General features: G+C 67.9%; 24 protein-coding genes. 16 read left to right on the top strand and 8 right to left on the bottom strand.

The genetic code is table 11. The features are described from left to right. Positions 1-41: 41 nt before the first annotated feature. Complete coding sequence (gene pilT / locus DMO17_RS12880; protein WP_110682889.1) at positions 42-1,076, bottom strand: type IV pilus twitching motility protein PilT; 1,035 nt, start codon at positions 1,074-1,076, stop codon at positions 42-44. Between the two features lie 72 nt (positions 1,077-1,148). Here pilT and DMO17_RS12875 point away from each other — a divergent pair, with 72 nt between their 5' ends. The 13 genes from DMO17_RS12875 to DMO17_RS12815 all read left to right on the top strand — a co-directional run bounded on the left by DMO17_RS12875 (position 1,149) and on the right by DMO17_RS12815 (position 10,936). Then, the gene (locus DMO17_RS12875) at positions 1,149-1,838 is read left to right on the top strand and encodes a YggS family pyridoxal phosphate-dependent enzyme (RefSeq protein ID WP_110682888.1); all 690 of its coding nucleotides are present in this window, start codon (positions 1,149-1,151) and stop codon (positions 1,836-1,838) included. Positions 1,839-1,855: 17 nt separating this feature from the next. Next, complete coding sequence (proC, locus tag DMO17_RS12870) at positions 1,856-2,674, top strand: pyrroline-5-carboxylate reductase (RefSeq protein ID WP_110682887.1); 819 nt, start codon at positions 1,856-1,858, stop codon at positions 2,672-2,674. Between the two features lie 9 nt (positions 2,675-2,683). Then, positions 2,684-3,274, top strand: coding sequence for a YggT family protein (locus DMO17_RS12865; protein WP_110682886.1), 591 nt, complete (start codon positions 2,684-2,686; stop codon positions 3,272-3,274). Next, the gene (locus tag DMO17_RS12860) at positions 3,271-3,567 is read left to right on the top strand and encodes a DUF167 family protein (RefSeq protein ID WP_110682885.1); all 297 of its coding nucleotides are present in this window, start codon (positions 3,271-3,273) and stop codon (positions 3,565-3,567) included. The genes DMO17_RS12865 and DMO17_RS12860 overlap by 4 nt, the downstream gene beginning before the upstream one ends. Positions 3,568-3,708: 141 nt before the next feature. Next, complete coding sequence (locus DMO17_RS12855) at positions 3,709-5,697, top strand: dynamin-like GTPase family protein (protein ID WP_110682884.1); 1,989 nt, start codon at positions 3,709-3,711, stop codon at positions 5,695-5,697. Positions 5,698-5,796: 99 nt separating this feature from the next. Further along, the gene (gene metX, locus DMO17_RS12850) at positions 5,797-6,936 is read left to right on the top strand and encodes a homoserine O-succinyltransferase MetX (RefSeq protein WP_110682883.1); all 1,140 of its coding nucleotides are present in this window, start codon (positions 5,797-5,799) and stop codon (positions 6,934-6,936) included. A 2-nt stretch (positions 6,937-6,938) separates the two neighbouring features. Next, complete coding sequence (gene metW / locus DMO17_RS12845; RefSeq protein ID WP_110682882.1) at positions 6,939-7,559, top strand: methionine biosynthesis protein MetW; 621 nt, start codon at positions 6,939-6,941, stop codon at positions 7,557-7,559. Positions 7,560-7,574: 15 nt separating this feature from the next. Further along, positions 7,575-7,994, top strand: coding sequence for a DUF4426 domain-containing protein (locus DMO17_RS12840; RefSeq protein ID WP_110682881.1), 420 nt, complete (start codon positions 7,575-7,577; stop codon positions 7,992-7,994). Beyond that, on the top strand, positions 7,991-8,587 hold the full coding sequence (rdgB, locus tag DMO17_RS12835; protein ID WP_110682880.1) for an RdgB/HAM1 family non-canonical purine NTP pyrophosphatase: 597 nt from the start codon (positions 7,991-7,993) through the stop codon (positions 8,585-8,587). The genes DMO17_RS12840 and rdgB overlap by 4 nt, the downstream gene beginning before the upstream one ends. Beyond that, entirely contained in the window at positions 8,584-9,744 is a 1,161-nt protein-coding gene (gene hemW / locus DMO17_RS12830) for a radical SAM family heme chaperone HemW (protein ID WP_110682879.1), read from the top strand. Before rdgB ends, hemW begins: the two co-directional genes overlap by 4 nt. Before the next feature lie 82 nt (positions 9,745-9,826). After that, a complete protein-coding gene (locus tag DMO17_RS12825) occupies positions 9,827-10,150 on the top strand; it encodes a DUF3392 domain-containing protein (protein WP_110682878.1) in 324 nt (107 codons plus the stop codon). 33 nt (positions 10,151-10,183) lie between these two features. Continuing rightward, positions 10,184-10,438, top strand: coding sequence for a hypothetical protein (locus tag DMO17_RS12820; RefSeq protein ID WP_110682877.1), 255 nt, complete (start codon positions 10,184-10,186; stop codon positions 10,436-10,438). Positions 10,439-10,534: 96 nt separating this feature from the next. Beyond that, a complete protein-coding gene (locus DMO17_RS12815) occupies positions 10,535-10,936 on the top strand; it encodes a hypothetical protein (RefSeq protein WP_110682876.1) in 402 nt (133 codons plus the stop codon). Between the two features lie 65 nt (positions 10,937-11,001). Here DMO17_RS12815 and DMO17_RS12810 read toward each other — a convergent pair whose 3' ends face one another. The 3 genes from DMO17_RS12810 to DMO17_RS12800 all read right to left on the bottom strand — a co-directional run bounded on the left by DMO17_RS12810 (position 11,002) and on the right by DMO17_RS12800 (position 14,115). After that, entirely contained in the window at positions 11,002-12,543 is a 1,542-nt protein-coding gene (locus tag DMO17_RS12810) for a phosphoenolpyruvate carboxykinase (RefSeq protein ID WP_110682875.1), read from the bottom strand. Between the two features lie 159 nt (positions 12,544-12,702). Beyond that, on the bottom strand, positions 12,703-13,596 hold the full coding sequence (hslO, locus tag DMO17_RS12805) for an Hsp33 family molecular chaperone HslO (protein WP_110682874.1): 894 nt from the start codon (positions 13,594-13,596) through the stop codon (positions 12,703-12,705). A 132-nt stretch (positions 13,597-13,728) separates the two neighbouring features. After that, the gene (locus tag DMO17_RS12800) at positions 13,729-14,115 is read right to left on the bottom strand and encodes an RNA-binding S4 domain-containing protein (RefSeq protein ID WP_110682873.1); all 387 of its coding nucleotides are present in this window, start codon (positions 14,113-14,115) and stop codon (positions 13,729-13,731) included. 99 nt (positions 14,116-14,214) lie between these two features. On the opposite strand from DMO17_RS12800, the gene rimB reads away from it, so the two are divergent. Together rimB and rimK are read left to right on the top strand one after the other, a co-directional pair. Beyond that, positions 14,215-14,682 carry a retropepsin-like aspartic endopeptidase RimB gene (gene rimB, locus DMO17_RS12795; protein ID WP_110682872.1) on the top strand — a complete coding sequence of 156 codons (468 nt, stop codon included), beginning with the start codon at positions 14,215-14,217 and terminating at the stop codon, positions 14,680-14,682. After that, entirely contained in the window at positions 14,679-15,584 is a 906-nt protein-coding gene (gene rimK / locus DMO17_RS12790; protein WP_110682871.1) for a 30S ribosomal protein S6--L-glutamate ligase, read from the top strand. The genes rimB and rimK overlap by 4 nt, the downstream gene beginning before the upstream one ends. Here rimK and DMO17_RS12785 read toward each other — a convergent pair. From DMO17_RS12785 to DMO17_RS12770, 4 genes are read right to left on the bottom strand one after another with little or no spacing between them, the layout of a single operon-like run. Further along, positions 15,581-16,834: a lipase family alpha/beta hydrolase gene (locus tag DMO17_RS12785; RefSeq protein WP_110682870.1), complete on the bottom strand. Its 1,254-nt coding sequence runs from the start codon at positions 16,832-16,834 to the stop codon at positions 15,581-15,583. The two genes, rimK and DMO17_RS12785, sit on opposite strands and share 4 nt — an antisense overlap. Before the next feature lie 2 nt (positions 16,835-16,836). Beyond that, entirely contained in the window at positions 16,837-17,283 is a 447-nt protein-coding gene (locus tag DMO17_RS12780; protein WP_110682869.1) for an NfeD family protein, read from the bottom strand. Continuing rightward, positions 17,280-18,209 carry an SPFH domain-containing protein gene (locus DMO17_RS12775; RefSeq protein ID WP_110682868.1) on the bottom strand — a complete coding sequence of 310 codons (930 nt, stop codon included), beginning with the start codon at positions 18,207-18,209 and terminating at the stop codon, positions 17,280-17,282. The genes DMO17_RS12780 and DMO17_RS12775 overlap by 4 nt, the downstream gene beginning before the upstream one ends. A gap of 52 nt (positions 18,210-18,261) precedes the next feature. After that, a complete protein-coding gene (locus DMO17_RS12770; protein ID WP_258371537.1) occupies positions 18,262-19,779 on the bottom strand; it encodes a L,D-transpeptidase family protein in 1,518 nt (505 codons plus the stop codon). A gap of 118 nt (positions 19,780-19,897) precedes the next feature. On the opposite strand from DMO17_RS12770, the gene DMO17_RS12765 reads away from it, so the two are divergent. After that, on the top strand, positions 19,898-20,599 hold the full coding sequence (locus tag DMO17_RS12765) for a murein L,D-transpeptidase catalytic domain family protein (RefSeq protein ID WP_110682867.1): 702 nt from the start codon (positions 19,898-19,900) through the stop codon (positions 20,597-20,599). Positions 20,600-20,603 lie beyond the last annotated feature (4 nt).

Genomic DNA, 20,603 nt, shown 5'->3' with positions numbered 1-20,603 from the left:
GTGTCTCTGCTCTGTGGCCGCCCTGTTGTGGACGGCTCTCGTTAGAAGTTTTCCGGCTGCTTGGCCTTCTCGCGCGCCGCCTCGCGGCTCACCAGCCCCTTGCTCAGGAGGTTCTTCAGGCAGGCGTCGAGGGTCTGCATGCCCAGCGAGCCGCCGGTCTGAATCGCCGAATACATCTGCGCCACCTTGTCCTCGCGGATCAGGTTACGGATGGCCGGAGTGCCGATCATGATTTCGTGGGCCGCCACCCGGCCGCCGCCGATCTTTTTCAGCAGGGTCTGCGAGATCACCGCCTGCAGGGATTCGGAGAGCATGGAGCGGACCATCGACTTCTCCTCGGCCGGGAACACGTCGACCACGCGGTCGATGGTCTTGGCCGCGGAGGTGGTGTGCAGGGTACCGAACACCAGGTGACCGGTTTCCGCGGCGGTCAGCGCCAGGCGGATGGTCTCCAGGTCGCGCATCTCGCCCACCAGGATGATGTCCGGGTCCTCACGCAGCGCCGAGCGCAGGGCCTCGGAGAAGCCGTGGGTGTCGCGGTGCACCTCGCGCTGGTTGACCAGGCACTTCTTCGACTCGTGGACGAATTCGATCGGGTCCTCGATGGTGAGGATGTGGTGGTACTTGTTGTTGTTCAGGTAGTCGAGCATGGCCGCCAGGGTGGTCGACTTGCCCGAACCGGTCGGCCCGGTGACCAGCACCAGGCCGCGCGGCACGTCGGTGATCTTCTTGAACACCTCGCCCATGCCGAGGTCTTCCATGCTCAGGACCTTGGACGGAATGGTCCGGAACACGGCGCCGGCGCCGCGGTTCTGGTTGAAGGCGTTGACCCGGAAGCGCGCCACGCCGGGCACTTCGAAGGAGAAGTCGGTCTCGAGGAATTCCTCGTAATCCTTGCGCTGCTTGTCGTTCATGATGTCGTAGATCAGCGCGTGGACCTGCTTGTGGTCCATCGGCGGCAGGTTGATCCGCCGCACGTCGCCGTCGACGCGAATCATCGGCGGCAGGCCCGCCGAGAGGTGCAGGTCCGACGCGCCTTGCTTGGCGCTGAAGGCGAGCAGCTCGGTAATATCCATGGGACTCCCCAATCGAATGCAAGCAGGTAGAATGCCGCAGACCCCTGACGGGCGGGCTATAGAGCGCGAGTAATGTCCACGATAGCAGAGAATATTGCAAAGGTTCGCGAGCGTATCCGTGAGGCGGCGCAAGCCTCGCAGCGCGATCCGCAGGCAGTCGGCCTGCTCGCCGTGAGCAAGACCAAACCCGCCGTCGCGGTGCGCGAGGCGCATGCCGCCGGCCAGCGCGACTTCGGCGAGAACTACCTGCAGGAAGCCCTGGCCAAGCAGGCCGAGCTGGGCGACCTGGACCTGGTCTGGCACTTCATCGGCCCCATCCAGTCGAACAAGACCAAGCTGATCGCCGAGCACTTCGACTGGGTGCACTCGGTGGACCGCCTGAAGATCGCCCAGCGCCTGTCCGAGCAGCGCCCCGCGCACCTGCCGCCGCTGAACATCTGCCTGCAGGTCAACGTCAGCGGCGAGGCCAGCAAGTCCGGCTGCACACCGGAGGAGCTGCCGGCGCTGGCACAGGCGGTTACACAACTGCGCGGACTGCGCCTGCGCGGATTGATGACAATCCCCGAACCCTGCGACGACCCGCAGGCCCAACGCGCCCCCCTGGCGCGCCTGCGCCAGCTGCGCGATGAACTGCACGCCGATCTCGACACACTGTCCATGGGCATGAGCCAGGATCTGGAAGCGGCCATCGCCGAAGGTGCCACCTGGGTCCGCATCGGCACCGCGCTGTTCGGCGCCCGCGACTATGGCCAGCCCCACTGATTAAGGAAGCACGCACGATGAGTCACCCCCACATCGCCTTCATCGGCGCCGGCAACATGGCCACCAGCCTGATCGGCGGCCTGCTCGCCCAAGGCCTTCCGGCCAGCCATATCCGCGCCAGCGACCCGGGTGCCGAACAGCGCGCCAAGGTGGCCGCCGAGTACGGCATCGAACTGTTCGAAAGCAACGCCGAGGCCATCGCCGGTGCCGACCTGGTGGTCCTGGCGACCAAGCCGCAGGTGCTCAAGGGCGTGTGCCAGGCCCTGGCGCCCAGCCTGCAGCCGGGCCAGCTGATCGTCTCGATCGCCGCCGGCATCACCTGTGCCAGCCTCAGCGCCTGGCTCGGCGATGTCGCCATCGTGCGCTGCATGCCCAACACCCCGGCGCTGCTGCGCCAGGGCGTCAGCGGCCTGTACGCCAACGCGAAAGCCTCCACCGCCCAGCGCCAGCAGGCCGAGCAGTTGGTGTCCGCCGTCGGCCTGGCCCTGTGGCTGGACGAGGAGCAGCTGATCGACGCCGTCACCGCCGTCTCTGGCAGCGGCCCGGCCTACTTCTTCCTGCTGATCGAGGCGATGACCGCCGCCGGCGAAAAACTCGGCCTGCCCCGCGCCACCGCCGCCCAGCTGACCCTGCACACCGCGCTGGGCGCCGCACGCATGGCCACCGAGAGCGACGTGGAGGCCACCGAGCTGCGCCGCCGGGTCACCTCGCCCAACGGCACCACCGAAGCGGCGATCCGGACCTTCCAGGCCGGCGGCTTCGAGGCCCTGGTGCAACAGGCGCTGGACGCCGCCGCCAAGCGCTCCGCCGAACTCGCCGAACAACTGGGCCAATAAGGAATCCCCATGAACGGACTGGATACCGCCGCCATCTACATCCTGCAGACCCTCGGCAGCCTGTACCTGCTGATCGTGCTGCTGCGCTTCGTCCTGCAGCTGGTGCGCGCCGACTTCTACAACCCGCTCAGCCAGTTCACCGTGAAGGCCACCCAGCCGCTGCTCAGGCCGCTGCGCCGGATCATCCCCGGCTTCGGCGGGGTCGATCTGGCCTCGCTGGTACTGGCCATACTGGTGCAGCTGGTGATGATGGGCCTGACCATGCTGCTGGCCTACGGCACCACCGGCAACCCGCTGCAGCTGCTGGTCTGGTCGCTGATCGGGGTGACCTCGCTGTTCCTCAAGATCTTCTTCTTCGCCCTGATCATCAGCGTGATCCTCTCCTGGGTCGCCCCGGGCAGCTACAACCCCGGCGCGCAGCTGGTCAACCAGCTCTGCGAGCCGCTGCTGGCGCCCTTCCGCAAGCTGCTGCCCAACCTCGGCGGCCTGGACATCTCGCCGATCTTCGCCTTCATCGCGATCAACCTGATCGACATGCTGGTGGTGAAGAACCTGGCGGCCATGACCAGCATGCCGACGGTGCTCGGCCTGCTGATGTGAGCTGGTACCGCTGGGACGGCGACGACCTGCTGCTCGACTGCCACCTGCAACCCAAGGCGAGCAAGGACGAATTCGCCGGGCTGCACGGCGAGCGCCTGAAGATTCGCCTCACCGCGCCGCCGGTGGAGGGCAAGGCCAATGCCCAGCTGCTGGCCTTTCTGGCCGCCGCCTTCGGCGTGGCCAAGAGCCAGGTCAGCCTGGAGAACGGCGAGCTGAACCGGCAGAAGCGCGTGCGCATCCGCACGCCGCGCCAGCTGCCGCCGCTGCCCGGACTGACCGCCCGGTCACCTTGAGCAACCTTCCGGCCGAAGTTGTGAAGCACGCCGATTGACGCCGGCCCCGCCCCCCGCATAATGCAGCCATCTCCGGCAAAGCCGCGGGCATTCTTCCGCCGTTGCGCGCCGCCAACCGACCGTCGAAGCAGGAGTGCCAGGATGAGCATGGAACGTCTCAGCCAGCAGGTGGATGCCTACGTCGCCTGGAAGCGCGAGCTGATGCGCGAGATCACCCGCTATCGCAGCTGGCTGGCGCACAACCGCCTCGGCTCGGATGCCATGGACGCGCGCCTGGAACGCGCCCTCAAGCTGCTGCGCACCGACCACATCACCCTGGCCTTCGTCGGCGAGTTCTCGCGCGGCAAGACCGAGCTGATCAACGCCCTGTTCTTCTCCGAATACGGCCAGCGCATGCTGCCGTCGCACGCCGGGCGCACCACCATGTGCCCCACCGAGCTGTTCTTCGATCCGCGCTCGGAGCGCTCCTACATCCGCCTGCTGCCGATCGAGACGCGCATGACCGACGCCAGCGTGGCGCAGTTCAAGCGCATCCCCCGCCACTGGGTGAACATCCCCCTCGACGCCAGCGACCCGGACAACATGGCGCAGGCCTTCGCCCAGGTGGCCAAGACCAAGCCGATGGCCGTGGAACAGGCGATCCAGCTCGGCTTCCTGCCGGAGATGCTGGAGCCGGCCGGCAAGCCCGGCCAGGTACTGGTGCCGGCCTGGCGCCACGCCATGGTCAACTTCGATCATCCGCTGCTGCGCCAGGGCCTGCGCATTCTCGATACCCCCGGCCTCAACGCCCTCGGCAGCGAGCCGGAGCTGACCCTGTCGATGCTGCCCAGCGCCCAGGCGATCATCTTCCTGCTGGCCGCCGACACCGGCGTCACCGCCAGCGACATGGCGATCTGGAAGGAACATATCCGCCAGCTCGACGAGGACACCCAGGCCAGCCTGTTCGCCGTGCTGAACAAGATCGACGTGCTGTGGGACGACCTGGCAGGCGAGGAGTTCGTCGGCAAGGCCATCGGCCTGGTGCAGAATACCACCGCCAAGCAGCTCGGCATCCCCGCGGCCAGCGTGCTGCCGCTGTCGGCCAAGCAGGCGCTGATCGCCAAGGTGCGCAACGACGAGGCGCTGCTCGCCCGCAGCCAATTGGCCGACCTGGAGCAGCTGCTGTGCGAGCGCATCGTCGCGCAGAAGGAACGCCTGCTCGAGGAGCGTGTGGTCAACCAGGTGCTGGCCCTGCTCAACAACAGCCAGCATGTGCTCAGCCTGCGCCTAGACAAGGTGCGCGAGCAGCAGGCACTGCTCAACGCCCATCAGCACGACAACGGCCAGCTGCTGTTCGAGCTGACCGCCAAGACCAAGGATGACCACAGCCTGCACCACAAGCGCCTGCTCGGCCTGAAGACCAACCAGCGCCTGCTCAAGCGCCAGGGCGACCTGCTGCGCAACGCGGTGCGCCCGGAGCGCCTGGAGGAGCACCTGGCCCAGGTGCGTCAGGGCCTGACCGGCAGCTGGACCACCCTCGGCATCAACCAGGCCATCGTGCAGTTCTTCCGCGCGGTGGAGCACGACCTCGGTAACCTGGCCCACGAGGCCGAGATGGCCAACAAGATGGTCGCCGCCGTGTACCGCCGGCACAACGAGGAAAACCCGCTGCACGGCGTCGACGCGCCGCAGTTCAACAGCCAGCGCTACCTGCGCGAGCTGGCCCAGCTGCGCGCCAAGGCCGACCAGTTCCGCCTGCACCTGAAGACCCTGCTCACCGAGCAGCGCAGCCTGACCAAGCGCTTCTTCGCCACCCTGGTGCAGGAAGTCATCGGCCTGCACCAGCGCCTGCGCGGCGAAGCCGAGCAGTGGGCGGGCGATGCCCTGATGCCGCTGATGCAGCACACCCTGGAACACAAGCAGATGCTCGAGACCCACATGCTGCGCCTCAAGGCCCTGGCCCAGGAGACCCAGCAGGCGCGCCAGCGCGGCCAGCAGCTGGCGGGCTACGTGACCCTGCTGGAGACCCAGCTGGCCCAGGCCGGCGAGATGCTCCGCGTGCTGCGCCGCCCGGCGCCGATCCAGCGCCAGGGCAAGGTGGTCAGCCTGCCCGTCGCGGCGCGCGCCCAGGGTGCCGCCGACCCGGCCTGAAAGCCTCTGGATTCAGGCCTTTGACCACGGCCCCCGCGCTTGCTGCCGGGGGCCGTGGTCTTTAGACTGCTGCACTTTCCTGGATCGAGAGCAGGGTCGATGCCGACTGTTTTCCCCGCCGACTCCGTAGGCCTGGTCACTCCCCAGACCGCCCGCTTCAGCGAACCGCTGGCGTTGGTCTGCGGCCGCAGCCTGGCCGACTACCAGCTGGTCTACGAGACCTACGGCACGCTCAACGCCAGCGCCAGCAACGCCGTGCTGATCTGCCACGCGCTGTCCGGTCACCACCACGCCGCCGGCTTCCACAGCGTCGATGAGCGCAAGCCCGGCTGGTGGGACAGCTGCATCGGCCCGGGCAAGCCGATCGACACCGACAAGTTCTTCGTCGTCAGCCTCAACAACCTCGGCGGCTGCAACGGCTCCACCGGCCCCTCCAGCCTCAACCCGGCGACCGGCAAACCTTACGGCGCCGACTTCCCGGTGATGACGGTGGAGGACTGGGTACACAGCCAGGCACGCCTGGCCGACCGGCTAGGCATCGCCCAGTGGGCCGCGGTGGTGGGCGGCAGCCTCGGCGGCATGCAGGCCCTGCAGTGGACCATCAGCTACCCCGAGCGCGTGCACCACTGCCTGTGCATCGCCTCGGCGCCCAAGCTGTCGGCGCAGAACATCGCCTTCAACGAGGTGGCGCGCCAGGCCATCCTCACCGACCCGGAGTTCCATGGCGGACACTTCCAGGAGCAGGGTGTGATCCCCAAGCGCGGCCTGATGCTGGCACGCATGGTCGGCCACATCACCTACCTGTCGGATGACGCCATGGGCGAGAAATTCGGCCGCGAGCTGAAGACCGACAAGCTCAACTACGACTTCCACAGCGTCGAGTTCCAGGTCGAGAGCTACCTGCGCTACCAGGGCGAGGAGTTCTCCGGGCGCTTCGACGCCAACACCTACCTGCTGATGACCAAGGCGCTCGACTACTTCGACCCGGCCGCCGCCCACGACGGCGACCTGGCCAAGACGCTTGCCACGGCCAAGGCCGATTTCTGCCTGATGTCCTTCACCACCGACTGGCGCTTCTCGCCGGCGCGCTCGCGGGAGATCGTCGACGCCCTGCTGGCGGCGAAGAAGAACGTCTGTTACCTGGAGATCGACGCGCCGCAGGGCCACGACGCCTTCCTCATGCCGATCCCGCGCTACCTGCAGGCCTTCGGCGCCTACATGAAACGGATCGAGGTGTAACCATGCGTGCGGATCTGGAAATCATCCAGGACTGGATCGCCCCGGGCAGCCGGGTACTCGACCTCGGCTGCGGCGACGGCGCGCTGCTGGCCCACCTGCGCGACCACAAGCAGGTCGGCGGCTACGGCCTGGAGATCGACGCGGAGAAGATCGCCACCTGCATCGAGCGTGGCGTCAACGTGATCGAGCAGAACCTCGACGAGGGCCTGGGCAACTTCGCCGATAACAGCTTCGACGTGGTGGTGATGACCCAGTCGCTGCAGGCCCTGAAGTACCCGGACAAGGTCCTGGCGGAGATGCTGCGGGTCGGCAAGACCTGCATCATCACCTTCCCCAACTTCGGCCACTGGCGCTGCCGCTGGTACCTGACCACCAAGGGCCGCATGCCGGTCTCCGAGTTCCTGCCCTACACCTGGTACAACACGCCGAACATCCACTTCTGCACCTTCGAGGACTTCGAGCGCCTGTGCCACGAGCTCGGCGCGCGGGTCGAGGAGCGCCTGGCGGTGGACCACGCCCATCGGCACAACCTGGGCAGCCGACTCTGGCCTAATCTGTTGGGTGAGATCGGCATCTATCGCGTCAGCGGCTCCGGCCTGACCGGTCACCGCGTCGCCGTCTAACCCGGAGGATCCGCCATGCGCCGCTTCGTATCTCTTGTCTTCTGCCTGCTGCTCGCCCTGCCCGCCGTCGCCGAACGCAAACAGACCTTCGGTGAACTGGACGTGCACTACAGCGTGTTCAACTCCAGTTTCCTGCAGCCGGACGTGGCCGCCGCCGTCGGCCTGACCCGCAGCAAGACGGTCGGCGTGCTCAACATCGCCGCGCTCAGGGGCGGCCAGGGCCAGCCGGCCAAGGTCAGCGGCAGTGTGAAGAACCTGCTGGGGCAGACCAGCGAACTGCAGTTCAAGCAGGTCCTGGAGAGCGGCGCCGTGTACTACCTGGCCGAATTCCCGCTGCGCCAGCGCGAGATGCTGACCTTCAGCATCAACGTGCAGATCGGCGACGCAGCCCCGCACACCCTTACCTTCAATCAGGAAGTCTTCCCGGACGAATGATGCCGTTCACAGAACTCGTACTCGCCAGCCACAACGCCGGCAAGCTCAAGGAACTCCAGGCCATGCTCGGCGCGCACGTGCGCGTGCGCTCGATCGGCGAATTCTCCAGCGTCGAGCCAGAGGAAACCGGCCTGTCGTTCGTCGAGAACGCCATCCTCAAGGCACGCAACGCCGCCCGCGTGTCCGGGCTGCCGGCGCTGGCCGACGACTCCGGCCTGGCCGTGGACTTCCTCGGCGGCGCCCCGGGCATCTACTCGGCGCGCTACGCCGACGGTAAAGGTGACGCCGCCAACAACGCCAAGCTGCTGGAGGCCTTGAAGGGCGTACCGGACGCCGAGCGCGGTGCCCAGTTCGTCTGCGCCCTGGCCCTGGTGCGGCACGCCGACGACCCGCTGCCGATCCTCTGCGAGGGCCTGTGGCACGGCAGCATCCTGCACGAGGCCCGTGGCGCCGAGGGCTTCGGTTACGACCCGCTGTTCTGGGTGCCGGAGCGCCAGTGCTCCAGCGCCGAACTGGCCAGCGACGAAAAGAACCGCATCAGCCACCGCGCCCGCGCCATGGCCCTGCTCAAGCAGCGCCTGGGCCTGCAATGAACGGCACCACCGGCGGTGGCTTCACGCTGCCGCCCCTCGCGCTCTATATCCACATCCCCTGGTGCGTGCGCAAGTGCCCCTACTGCGACTTCAACTCGCACGCCGCCGGCCCCAGCCTGCCGGAAGAGGAATACGTCGACGCCCTGCTGGCCGACCTCGACCAGGATCTGGGCCACGTCCATGGCCGCGAACTGACCTCGATCTTCTTCGGTGGCGGCACCCCCAGCCTGTTCTCGGCCAAGGCCCTGGGTCGGCTACTGCAGGGCGTGCAGCAGCGCGTGCCCTTCGCCGCCAACATCGAGATCACCCTGGAAGCCAATCCGGGCACCTTCGAGCAGGCCAAGTTCCGCGACTATCGCGGCCTGGGCATCAATCGCCTGTCGATCGGCGTACAGAGCTTCCAGGAAGCCAAGCTCAAGGCCCTGGGACGTATCCACAACGGCGACGAGGCGATCCGCGCCGCCGATATGGCGCGCGCCGCCGGCTTCGACAACTTCAACCTGGACCTGATGCACGGCCTGCCCGAGCAGAACATCGAGGACGCCCTGTTCGACCTGCGCACCGCCATCGCCCAGGGGCCGACGCACCTGTCCTGGTACCAGCTGACCATGGAGCCCAACACGGTGTTCTGGAGCCAGCCGCCACAGTTGCCCGAAGACGACCTGCTGTGGGACATCCAGGAGGCCGGCCAGGCCCTGCTGGCCGCCGAGGGCTACGCCCAGTACGAGGTGTCCGCCTACGCCCGCGCCGGGCACCAGGCGCGGCACAACCTGAACTACTGGAGCTTCGGCGACTTCCTCGGCATCGGCGCCGGCGCCCACGCCAAGCTGAGCAGCCCGGACGGGCGCATCGTACGCACCTGGAAGACCCGCCTGCCCAAGGACTATCTGGATGCGACCAAGGCCTTCCAGGCCGGCGAGCGTCTGCTGGACGCCGGGGAACTGCCCTTCGAGTTCCTGATGAACGTGCTGCGCCTGAGCGAGGGCGTCCCGGCCGCACTGTTCGAGCAGCGCACCGGCCTGCCGCTGGCCAGCCTGGATGCGGCGCGGCGCGAGGCCGAGGCACGCCAGCTGCTGCAGGCCGACCCGACGCGCCTGGTCGCCACCCGCGAGGGCCAGCTGTTCCTCAACGACCTGCTGCAGCACTTCCTGCCCTGAACCACAGCGTGCGCCAGCTCTCGGCAGCCCTGCCGACAGACGGTAAACTGCCGACGCCCGCTACTCACAACAAGGACCACCGATGGATCTCGTGCTCGACCTGATCGCCACCCTCTCGCGCTGGTGCCGCGGCAACCTGTACGACATCTCCCTGGCCATCATGGCCACCCTCTTCGTCCTGTTCGGGCCGGGCATCAACGCCTGGGTGCAGAAGTCCATCAGCAACTTCAACTTCATCCTGCGCACGCTGATCTTCGTGCTGGTCTGCGCCGTCGGCTACGGCCTGGCCATCGTCTTCCTCACCCCCTGGCTGGCCCAGGGCCTGGGCTACTTCAACAACTTCACCCTGGCGCCGGTGCTGCTACTAGTCTTCTTCCTGATCGGCGTACTGGCCGACCGCAGCTAGGACGCCCACGGGGCGCCCGCAAGGAGATGCCCCATGAAGCCGCTCAAGCACCTGTACCTGTATTTTCAGGATGGCCAGCGCCTGGCCCTGCGCTTCCCCAAGCAGAGCGAGGACCCGGCGGCTGTCGCCCGCGCCCTGCGCAAGCAGCTGGAGTCGCCCTACCTGAGCATCGAGGTGGACGGCGACCTGCTGATGATCCCGCGCGAGAGCATCAAGTACCTGCAGATCTGCCCGATGCCCGCCGCCCTGCCGGAGCTGACCATCCAGGGCGCCGTGGTGATCGACTGAGCGCCCTGACGGGGCGGGCGCCAATTGCCAATCGTTCTAATGCTCTCCGGCTGCACGGGTTTACAGTGGAGCCAGGCCATCACAGGGAGAGCACCGATGCAGGTAAATGGTTACAGCGGCAACCTGCCCCTCTCGACTCAGGTCATCAACAAGTACGGCCCGGCCAGTCCCGAACAGGTGAACAAGGCCGTCGACGCTGCTTCCGACCGAGTCGCCGAGCGCCAGCAAGGCCGCGAACTGGACCAGGCCGCCAAGCGCGGTGCAGCCACGCAGATCTACAGCGCCAACACCCAGCAGCGGCAGATCGAAACCTACCTGGCGGTGGCCAGTGCAGGCCAAGTCGAGAGCCAGCCGAGCGTGTTGGAGAGCGCGGCAGAACTGCGCGAGGCCGCGCAGCGCAGCGACCGGGCACAGAACATCGCAGATATCGCCAGCCGCCCCGAGCGGCCTGAGACCGATCCGGCCAGGCCGGAGCCCTACGCTGCAACCCGTGCCTGAGCCACCCGTTGGACAGGCATAAAAAAAGCCGCCCCAGGGGCGGCTTTTTCTTGGCCGGCGGCTGGTTACAGCTGCGGACCGGCATTGCGGATGGCGTCGGAGACATCGAACTTCTTGAAGTTGTCGATGAACTGCTGCGCCAGGCCCTTGGCGGCCTCGTCGTAGGCGTTCTTGTCGGCCCAGGTATTGCGCGGGTTGAGCAGAACGGTCTCGACACCCGGAACGGCCTTCGGCACGCTCAGGTTGATGATCGGCAGGTGCTCGGTCTCGGCACCGACCAGGGCGCCGCTCTGGATGGCGGCGATCACGCCACGGGTGGTCGGGATGTTGAAGCGCTTGCCGACACCGTAGCCGCCGCCGGTCCAGCCGGTGTTGACCAGGTAGACCTTGGAGTTGAAGCCACGGATGCGCTTGATCAGCAGCTCGGCATACTCGCCGGCCGGACGCGGGAAGAACGGCGCGCCGAAGCAGGTGGAGAAGGTCGACTTGATGCCGCCGCCACTGCCCATCTCGGTGGAACCGACCAGCGCGGTGTAGCCGGAGAGGAAGTGGTAGGCCGCCTGCTCTTCGCTGAGGATCGACACCGGCGGCAGTACGCCGGTCAGGTCGCAGGTCAGGAAGATCACCGCATTCGGCTCGCCACCGAGGTTCTTCTCGGAACGCTTCTCGACCAGCTCCAGCGGGTAGGCCGCGCGGCTGTTCTGGGTCAGGCTGTCGTCGGCGTAGTCGGGCACGCGGTTCTCGTCGAGCACCACGTTCTCCAGCACGGCGCCGAACTGGATGGCCTTCCAGATCACCGGCTCGTTCTTCTCGGACAGGTCGATGCACTTGGCGTAGCAGCCACCCTCGATGTTGAACACCACGCCTTCGCCCCAGCCGTGCTCGTCGTCACCGATCAGGTAGCGGGAGGGATCGGCGGACAGGGTGGTCTTACCGGTGCCGGACAGGCCGAAGAACAGGGTCACGTCGCCCTCTTCGCCGATGTTGGCGGCGCAGTGCATCGGCAGCACGTCGGCTTCCGGCAGCAGGAAGTTCTGCACGGAGAACATCGCCTTCTTCATCTCGCCGGCGTAGCGCATGCCGGCCAGCAGCACCTTCTTCTGCGCGAAGTTGATGATCACGCAGCCGTCGGAGTTGGTGCCATCACGCTCCGGAACGCACTCGAAGTTGGCGACGTTGAGGATCTGCCACTCGGCCTTGGCGGCCGGGTTGTAGGTTTCCGGGTTGATGAACAGGCAGCGGCCGAACAGGTTCTGCCAGGCAGTCTGGGTGGTCATCTTCACCGGCAGGTAGTGCTCGGCGGCGGAACCTACGTGAACGTGGGAAACGAAGTGGTCCTGGGCGGCGTTGAACGCCTCGACGCGGGCCCACAGGGCATCGAACTTGTCGGCCGGGAACGGGCGGTTGATGTTGCCCCAGGCGATCTTCGCCTCGGTGCTCGGCTCCTGGACGATGAAACGGTCGGCAGGCGAGCGGCCGGTGCGATGACCGGTACGGACAACCAGAGAACCGTTGGCGGCCAGTTCACCCTCGCCACGGCGAATGGCCTCTTCGACCAGTTGGGCGGCGCTGATGTCGGTGTAAACGGCGGTGTTGGCTTGCGTCATGTGGGTCCCCGTCGGCCGGCGGCCGAGTCTTCCGAACGTTGTGTAGTGCGCGTGAAAACGCACTACAGCGATAAAAAAGTCGCGGGAGTATGCCAGAAAAGCTCGTCTCTTGGCAGCCTCTTGTCCGCTATCCCCTTCAATAGAGTGCGGCTATCGCACTCAGTGGCGCGTCTGCGACGGCGCCTGGCTGTCGCCGGTGGCGAACAGCTGGGCCACGTCGCTGGCATCGAAGAAGTAGCGCTGGTTGCAGAACTGGCAGTCGATCTCCACCTGGCCGCCACTCTCCTCCAGCAGCGCTTCGGCATCCGCCTGGCCGATGCTGATCAGCGCGCGCGCCGAACGCTCGCGCGAGCAGCTGCAGCGGAACTGCAGCGGGCTCGGTTCGAACAGGCGCAGCTCCTCCTGGTGATAGAGGCGGTGCAGCAGGGTGGAGTTGTCCAGCCCCAGCAGCTCCTCGGCGCTCAGGGTATCGGCCAGGGTCAGCAGGTGGTTCCAGCTCTCCTGGCGCTCCTCCGCCTCGGTCTGGTGGTGCGGCGGCAGCTGCTGCAGCAGCAGGCCACGGGCACGCTGGCCGTCGGCACGCAGCCAGAAACGGGTCGGCAATTGCTCGGAGGTGGCGAAATAGGCGGTCAGGCTGTCGGCCAGGCTGTCGCCCTCCAACTCGACTATGCCCTGGTAGCGCTGGCCCTTGGCCGGATCGATGGTCAGCGCCAGCACGCCGTCCGGCATCAGCTCGCGCAGACCGGCGCCGGCATCCACCGCTTCGGCGTCGTAGCGGGCGATGCCACGCACTTCGCGCTCGCTGGAGCACTCGATCATCACCAGCGGCACCGGGCCGGAGGAGCGTGCCTGCAGCACCAGCAGCCCCTCGAACTTCAGGGTGCCGACCAGCAGGGCGGCGGCGGCAAGCATCTCGCCGAGCAGCTGGGCCACCGGCTGCGGGTAGGGGTGCTTGGCCAGCACGTGCTGGTAGCTCTCGGCGAGGCTGACCATCTCGCCGCGGACATCGTTGTCGTCGAACAGGAAGCGCTGGGTGAAATCGAGGTCGTGCATCGGGTACCGCCTGGCGAAAGGAATGACGGGCCGCCTCCGCATCAGTCAATGCGGCACGTGCAGGCCCGGGGAATGGCGGAATTTTAGGGACAAACGCCCGCACATCCAAGCTGCGCGGGATGGCCGGCGCACTCAGCCGCGCAGGCCGAGCAGCTGGCGGCGCTGTTTCTTGTTCGGCTTGCCTTCGGTCTGCACGCCGAGGGCGCCGGCCTTGCGCAGCGCCGCCGCCTGCTCGCGGCGGGCCAGGCTGTCGGCGGTTTCCTCGTACAGCAGCTGCGCCTCGGGCGCGCCACGGCGCACCACGGACAGCGCACGCACGACCACGGTGCGCTCGTCGAAGCCACTGCGGATCACGTATTCGTCGCCGATCTTCGGCTCCTTGCCCGGCTTGCAGCGCTCGCCGCGGCAATGCACCTTGCCGCCTTCGATGGCCTCCTTGGCCAGTGAACGGGTCTTGTAGAAACGCGCCGCCCACAGCCACTTGTCCAGGCGCACCTTGTCGTCGTCTTTGTCGCTCATCTCGGTTCCGCTGCTTGCCGATCACAGCTGCGAATCTTGCCTGATGCCGTTGTCACTTGGCACAGCTAGAATCCCCTGAATTTCCGTGGAAAGCCTGCATTGAAGACTTTCGACCAACTGTCGGTGATCGGCCTGCGCGAATGGATCAACCTGCCCGAACTGGGCATGGTTGGCCTGCGCGCGAAGATCGACACCGGCGCCAGCACCTCGACCCTGCACGCCAGCGACATCGTGCCCTTCGAGCGCGACGGCGAGCGCTGGGTGCGCTTCACCGCGCACTTCGGCACCCTGGTGCAACGCCGCCACCCGTGCGAGGCCAAGGTGGTCTCGGTGAAGACCATCAAGAGCTCCAACGGCCAGGCACAGAGCCGCTACGTGATCCGCACCCAGCTGGCCCTCGGCGATCGCAGCTGGCCGGTGGACTTCACCCTGGCCTGCCGCAAGAGCATGCGCTACCGCGTGCTGCTCGGCGCCAAGGCGCTGGTCGACGGCCAGCTGGTGGTCAATCCGGCGCTGACCTACGTGCAAGACAAACCGCAGCTCCCCAGCCTTTCCGGTGCCCCATGAAGATCGCCATCCTGTCGCGCAACCCGCGCCTGTATTCGACCCGCCGCCTGCTGGAGGCCGGCCAGCAGCGCGGCCACGAGATGCAGGTGATCGACACCCTGCGCGCCTACATGAACATCGCCAGCCACAAGCCGCAGATCCACTACCGCGGCCAGGCCCTGGAGGGTTTCGACGCGGTGATCCCGCGCATCGGCGCCTCGGTGACCTTCTATGGCTGCGCGGTGCTGCGCCAGTTCGAGATGCAGGGCGTATTCCCGCTCAACGAGTCGGTGGCCATCAGCCGCTCGCGCGACAAGCTGCGCTCGCTGCAGCTGCTGTCGCGCAAGGGCATCGGCCTGCCGGTGACCGGCTTCGCCCACTCGCCGGATGACATCCCCGACCTGATCCAGATGGTCAACGGCGCGCCGCTGGTGATCAAGGTGCTGGAGGGCACCCAGGGCATCGGCGTGGTGCTCTGCGAGACGGAGAAGGCCGCCGAGTCGGTGATCGAGGCCTTCATGGGGCTGAAGCAGAACATCATGGTGCAGGAATACATCAAGGAAGCCGGCGGCGCCGATATCCGCTGTTTCGTGGTCGGCGACAAGGTGATCGCCGCCATGAAGCGCCAGGCCAAGCCCGGCGAGTTCCGCTCCAACCTGCATCGTGGTGGCAGCGCCAGCCTGATCAAGATCACCCCGGAGGAACGCTCGACCGCCATCCGTGCGGCCAAGGTGATGGGCCTGGCGGTGGCCGGGGTGGACATTCTGCGTTCCAACCACGGCCCGCTGGTGATGGAGGTGAATTCCTCGCCCGGCCTGGAAGGCATCGAGACCACCACCGGCCAGGACGTGGCCGGCATCATCATCCAGCACCTGGAAAAGCACGCCGCGCCGGGGCAGACCCGCACCAAGGGCCGCGGCTAGCGCCCGCACCCCTCGGCGGGCAGCTCGTCCAGGGCCCGTCGCAGCAGCGCCTGGCTGCGCTGGCTGAGCAGGATGCCGGTGTGACTCTCCTCCAGCACGAACAGGCGCTGCGCCCCGTCCTGGGCCGCCGCGCGCAGCTGGCTGGCCAGCGGCACCACGCCATCGCTCGGCTGGCGCCCGCCGGGCTGATAGCTGGCCAGCAGCCAGTGCCGCGCCTGCGCCGGCAGCGGCGTGGCGAACAACTCCTGCAGGTAGCGGCTGCCCGGCGCCATGTCGCGCCACACCGGCGCCACCACTGGTGCCCTGGCCACCCCCCTGGCGGCGGCCGGATGCCCGTCCCAGGGCGTGGACAAGGTCATGAACAGGCACAGGTCGGCGCTGCTGCCGGGGTCGAGCAGCTGCACGCTGCGCCGCGCCACCAGGCCGCCCATGCTGTGTGCAAGCAGATGGAAACGCGGGGCTCCATGGCGCAGCTGCACATCACGCAGAGCCTCGCTCAGCAGGTAGGCACTGTTGTTCAGCGGCGAACCGCTGGGGTAGTGATAGAGCAGGACCTGGAAGCGCTGCGGATCGATGGCCGCGGCCAGCTGGCGCCAGCTGCGCGGCGAGTCGTTGATGCCATGCACCAGCACCACAGGCTCCAGCCCCGCCTGCCAGGGCCGCAGCAGATACAGGCCGTAGCCGACCTCGCGGACGAAATCCAGCGGGCGCCAGGCGCCCTGCTCGATGCGTGCCGGGTCGAAGCGCGGATCGTCGAACTCGACGACCTGCAGGTAGTTGTGGCGCAGGCGCGGATGCTCGCGGTACAGCCGCCCCAGGCTGAGGTCCGCCGCCGGCACGGCACTGCCGTCATCGCGGCGCGGCGCCAGGGGATTGAGCCCGGCCAGCTCGGTACGCTGGGCGGGGGTCGGTTGCAAGCGCAGCGCCACGGCGTCGGCGGTCGGCAGGAAGTGGCGCGGTTCGCCAGGGTCGAGGCGGAAGTTGTGGTTGTCGTCGACGAAGGCCAGCAGGCGGTAGTCGCCGCGCTCCACGCTGAAATAGAACTGCTCGTCCGGCGCCACGATGCGGTAGCCGACCAGGGCGTCGTTTTCGTCGAGCAGCACGACCAGCGCCTGCCGCTCGCCCTGCAGCTGCCCGGGCACCAGCAGCAGCTCGCGCTGCGCGCTGTGCAGCTGGCGGTCGAGGTCGAGCAGCTGGCAGCCCGCGAGCAGGCCGGCCAGCAGCGGCAGCGCGACGCGCAGCCCGCGCATGCCTAGGACGCTTCCACCTTGAGCAGCACGCCGTCCTGCCCGGTGACCCGCACTTCGCTGCCGGCCGGCAGGTCGGGGCCGCTGACCAGCCACAGGGTGTCGCCGGCCTTGATCTTGCCGCGCCCACCGACGATCGCCTCGTGCAGCACGAAGGTGCGGCCGACGAACTCGCGACCGCGCTGGTTCAGCCCCGGCACATCGGAGGGCTTGGCGGCGCTGCGCTGGCGCTGCCACCAGAGCACGGCGGTGAGCACCGAGAGCAAGGCGAAGATGATGAACTGCCAGGCCCAGGGCAGCTCCGGAAACAGGTAGGTGAGCACGCCGACGCAGGCGGCGGCCACGCCTATCCACAGCAGGTAGCCGCCGGCGCCGAACACCTCGAGGATCAGCAGGACGGTGCCGAAGGCCAGCCAGTCCCAGAACGACAGGTGCTGCAGGTATTCCATCATGCCTTCTTACCGTCCTTGCCATCGAAGGTGGCGCGCACGATCTCGCCGATGCCGGCCACCGCGCCGATCACCTGGCTGGCCTCCAGCGGCATCAGTACCACCTTGCTATTGTTGGCGGAGGCCAGCTGGCCGAGGGCATCGACGTATTTCTGCGCGACGAAGTAGTTGACCGCCTGCACGTTGCCCTGGGCGATGGCCTCGGAGACCATGCGGGTCGCCTCGGCCTCGGCCTGCGCCGCGCGCTCGCGCGCCTCGGCCTCGAGGAAGGCGGCCTGGCGCTCGCCTTCGGCCTTGAGGATCTGCGCCTGCTTCTCGCCCTCGGCGGTGAGGATCTCGGCCTGGCGCTTGCCCTCGGCCTCGAGGATCTGCGCGCGCTTGAGGCGCTCGGCCTTCATCTGGCTGGCCATGGCCTCGACCAGGTCGGCCGGCGGGCTGATGTCCTTGATCTCGATGCGGGTGACCTTGATGCCCCAGGGCGCGGTGGCCTCGTCGACGGTGCGCAGCAGGCGCTCGTTGATCGCGTCGCGCTGGCTGAGCATGGCGTCCAGCTCCATGGAGCCGAGCACGGTGCGGATATTGGTCATCACCAGGTTGCGGATGGCGTGCTCCAGATTGTTCACCTCGTAGGCCGCCTGGGCCGAGTTGATCACCTGGAAGAAGCACACCGCGTCGATGGTGACTATGGCGTTGTCGGCGCTGATCGCCTCCTGCGGCGGGATGTCCAGCACGCTCTCCATGACGTTGAGCTTGCGCCCGATGCGGTCCATCACCGGCACTATGATGTTGAGCCCCGGCTTGAGGGTGTTGGTGTAGCGGCCGAAGCGCTCCACCGTCCACTCGTAGCCTTGCGGCACCACCTTGAAGCCCATGAACACCACGGCCACGGCCAGGCCGACGAAGAGAAAGATGACGCTACCAAGTTCCACGGGGCAAAACTCCTTTGCTGGGGTGCGGGGTAAGCATAGCGCCGCGGCGCCTTCAGGGGTGTGCGGAGAGTAGCGCGGCGAGCAGCGCGGGGTCGCGCTGGTAGATGTCGGGGAAGTAGCGCAGCCGTCCGTCGACGACTTCCGCGGTCCAGTAGCCGAGAAGCAGCGCCACCGACTGCTGCAGGCGGTACTCGCGGGTCTTGCCGCTGGCGATGCCGTCACGCACGGTCTGCAGTTCGTCCTCCGCCAGCAGCCAGGGCAGCAGCTGGTCGACTGCCTCGATGCGCACGCAACCGGAGCTGAACAGCCGCGGCGCCTTGTCGAACAGCGCCTGGCTCGGGGTGTCGTGCAGGTACACGGCAAAGGGGTTGGGGAAGCGCAGCGCCACCCGGCCCAGCGGATTGCCCGGCCCGGCGGCCTGGCGCAGGAGAATCGCCCCGGGCCGGCTCCAGTCCAGCTGCTGCGGGTCGAGCAGGTTGCCCTGGTGGTCGTAGACGCTCATCTGGTGCTGCTGCAGGAAGCCGATATCGGCACGGATGGCCGGCAGCTTGTCCTCGCGCAGGATGGTCGGCGGCACCGTCCAGGTCGGGTTGAGGGTTAGCCGCTCGATGCGCGAGGCCAGCAGCGGGGTCGCCCGTGCGGGGCGCCCCACCTGGGTGCGGGTGCGCCACAGCTCGCGGTCGCCGTCGATCACGCTCAGCTCGGCGGCGGCGACGTTGATCAGCACACGGGCCTGGCGCAGGTCGTCGACATGCCAGCGCAGGCGTTCGAGGTTGACGCGCAACTGGTCGCGACGCGCCAGGGCACCGACATTCAACTCGGCCAGGGTGGTTGGGCCGAGCACGCCGTCGGCCTGCAAGCCGTGCTGTCGCTGGAAGCGCTGCAGGGCGAGCACGGTGGCCGGATCGAACGCGCTCGACGCGTCCTCGGCACTCGCCAGGTAGCCCTGGGCGGCCAGGCGCTGGCGCAGCAGGGGCAGCCGCGCGTCGTGGCCGCCGGGCTTGAGCAGGGGGCCAGGGGGCAGCGGCGGCCATGTCGGCAGCGGCTGGCGGCGGGCGAAGGCATAGGCGGCGCGCAGGTCGAGGTAGCGGCGCGCGGTGGGGCGCACGGCGGCGAAGGCGGCGGTCGGGTCGTCCGCATGCTGCCGCGCGGCCGCGAGCACGGCCCGCCGGGGGTCGGGACGGACCTCGCTGTCCGCGCGCCACAGCCGTTCCGCCGGCATGTCCGGCTGGCGCCCCCGGCGCAGGTCGAGCAGGCCACGCAGGTAGCTCAGGCTGAACTGGCGTTCGGTGCAGGCATCGTAGCTGTCCGGCAGGGGGTAGTCGGCCGGATTGAGACCATCGTCGGCCAGGGCCTGCAGTTCGGCCCGCAGCCAGTTGCGGCGAAAGGCATCGGCCCAGGCCGGCTGCCCGTCGCGCTCGCGGTAGAAGTCATCCAGCAGGCCGCGCGTGGCATCGTCTAGGCTGAGGGAAGGAGAGGCGCAGGGCGCCGGCGGCGGCGCGGCGAGGGCGACCAGCGGTAGAACGAGCAGGACGATGCTCGGGTAGCATGCGCATTTTTTGAACAACATACTGCTCCAGTCCATGGCTCAGGGCGCCGCGCGCCACAACGCCGACCAGTATAGGCCGGCCGCGGGTGAATCCTGTGACAGGGCCAGGGGCACGTGCTTTTTCAGGGGTATGGCGCGAATGTTCGGACGAATTGGCCGGTTCTGCCTGGCCGGGCTGCTGCTGGTCGGCACGCCACTGCTGGCGGCCGCGGCGCAGACCAGCGTGCTGGTCGAGGAGCTGTCCCGCGCCGCGCCCGGGCTCGACCGGCAGGCCCTGAGCGACGCCGTGGCGGCCATGCAGTGCGCGCTCAACCAGGGCGCCGAGCCCGCCCGCCGGCTGGCGGTGATCGACTACTCGCAGCCCTCCACCGCTCGCCGCCTGTGGATCTTCGACCTGCACAGCAAGCGCCTGCTTTTGCGCGACTACGTGGCCCACGGCCGCTTGTCCGGGGAGAACTACGCCAACCGCTTCTCCAACCGCCTCGGCAGCTACCAGAGCAGCCTGGGCCTGTTCCGCACCGCCGAGAGCTATCACGGCAAGCACGGCTACTCGCTGCGCATGGACGGCCTCAACCCCGGCATCAACGATCTGGCGCGCGAGCGAGCCATCGTCATCCACGGCGCGGCCTACGTGAACCCGGCGTTGGCGCGCAGCCATGGCCGCATCGGCCGCAGCCTGGGCTGCCCGGCGGTGCGCCCGGAAATCGCCCGGCTGGTGGTGGACAAGCTCAAGGGCGGCCAGTTTCTCCTGGCCTGGCATTCCGACCCGCGCTGGCTGAACCGCGCCGCCCTGCTCAGGTGCCAGGCGCAGCCGCTGCGCCTGGCGCGCCGCGACGACTGAAGTG

Source organism: Aquipseudomonas alcaligenes (assembly GCF_003205495.1).
GTDB lineage: Bacteria > Pseudomonadota > Gammaproteobacteria > Pseudomonadales > Pseudomonadaceae > Aquipseudomonas > Aquipseudomonas alcaligenes_B.
The sequence above is the reverse complement of the archived record's forward strand: the minus strand, read 5'-3'. Positions and strand labels throughout refer to the sequence as shown.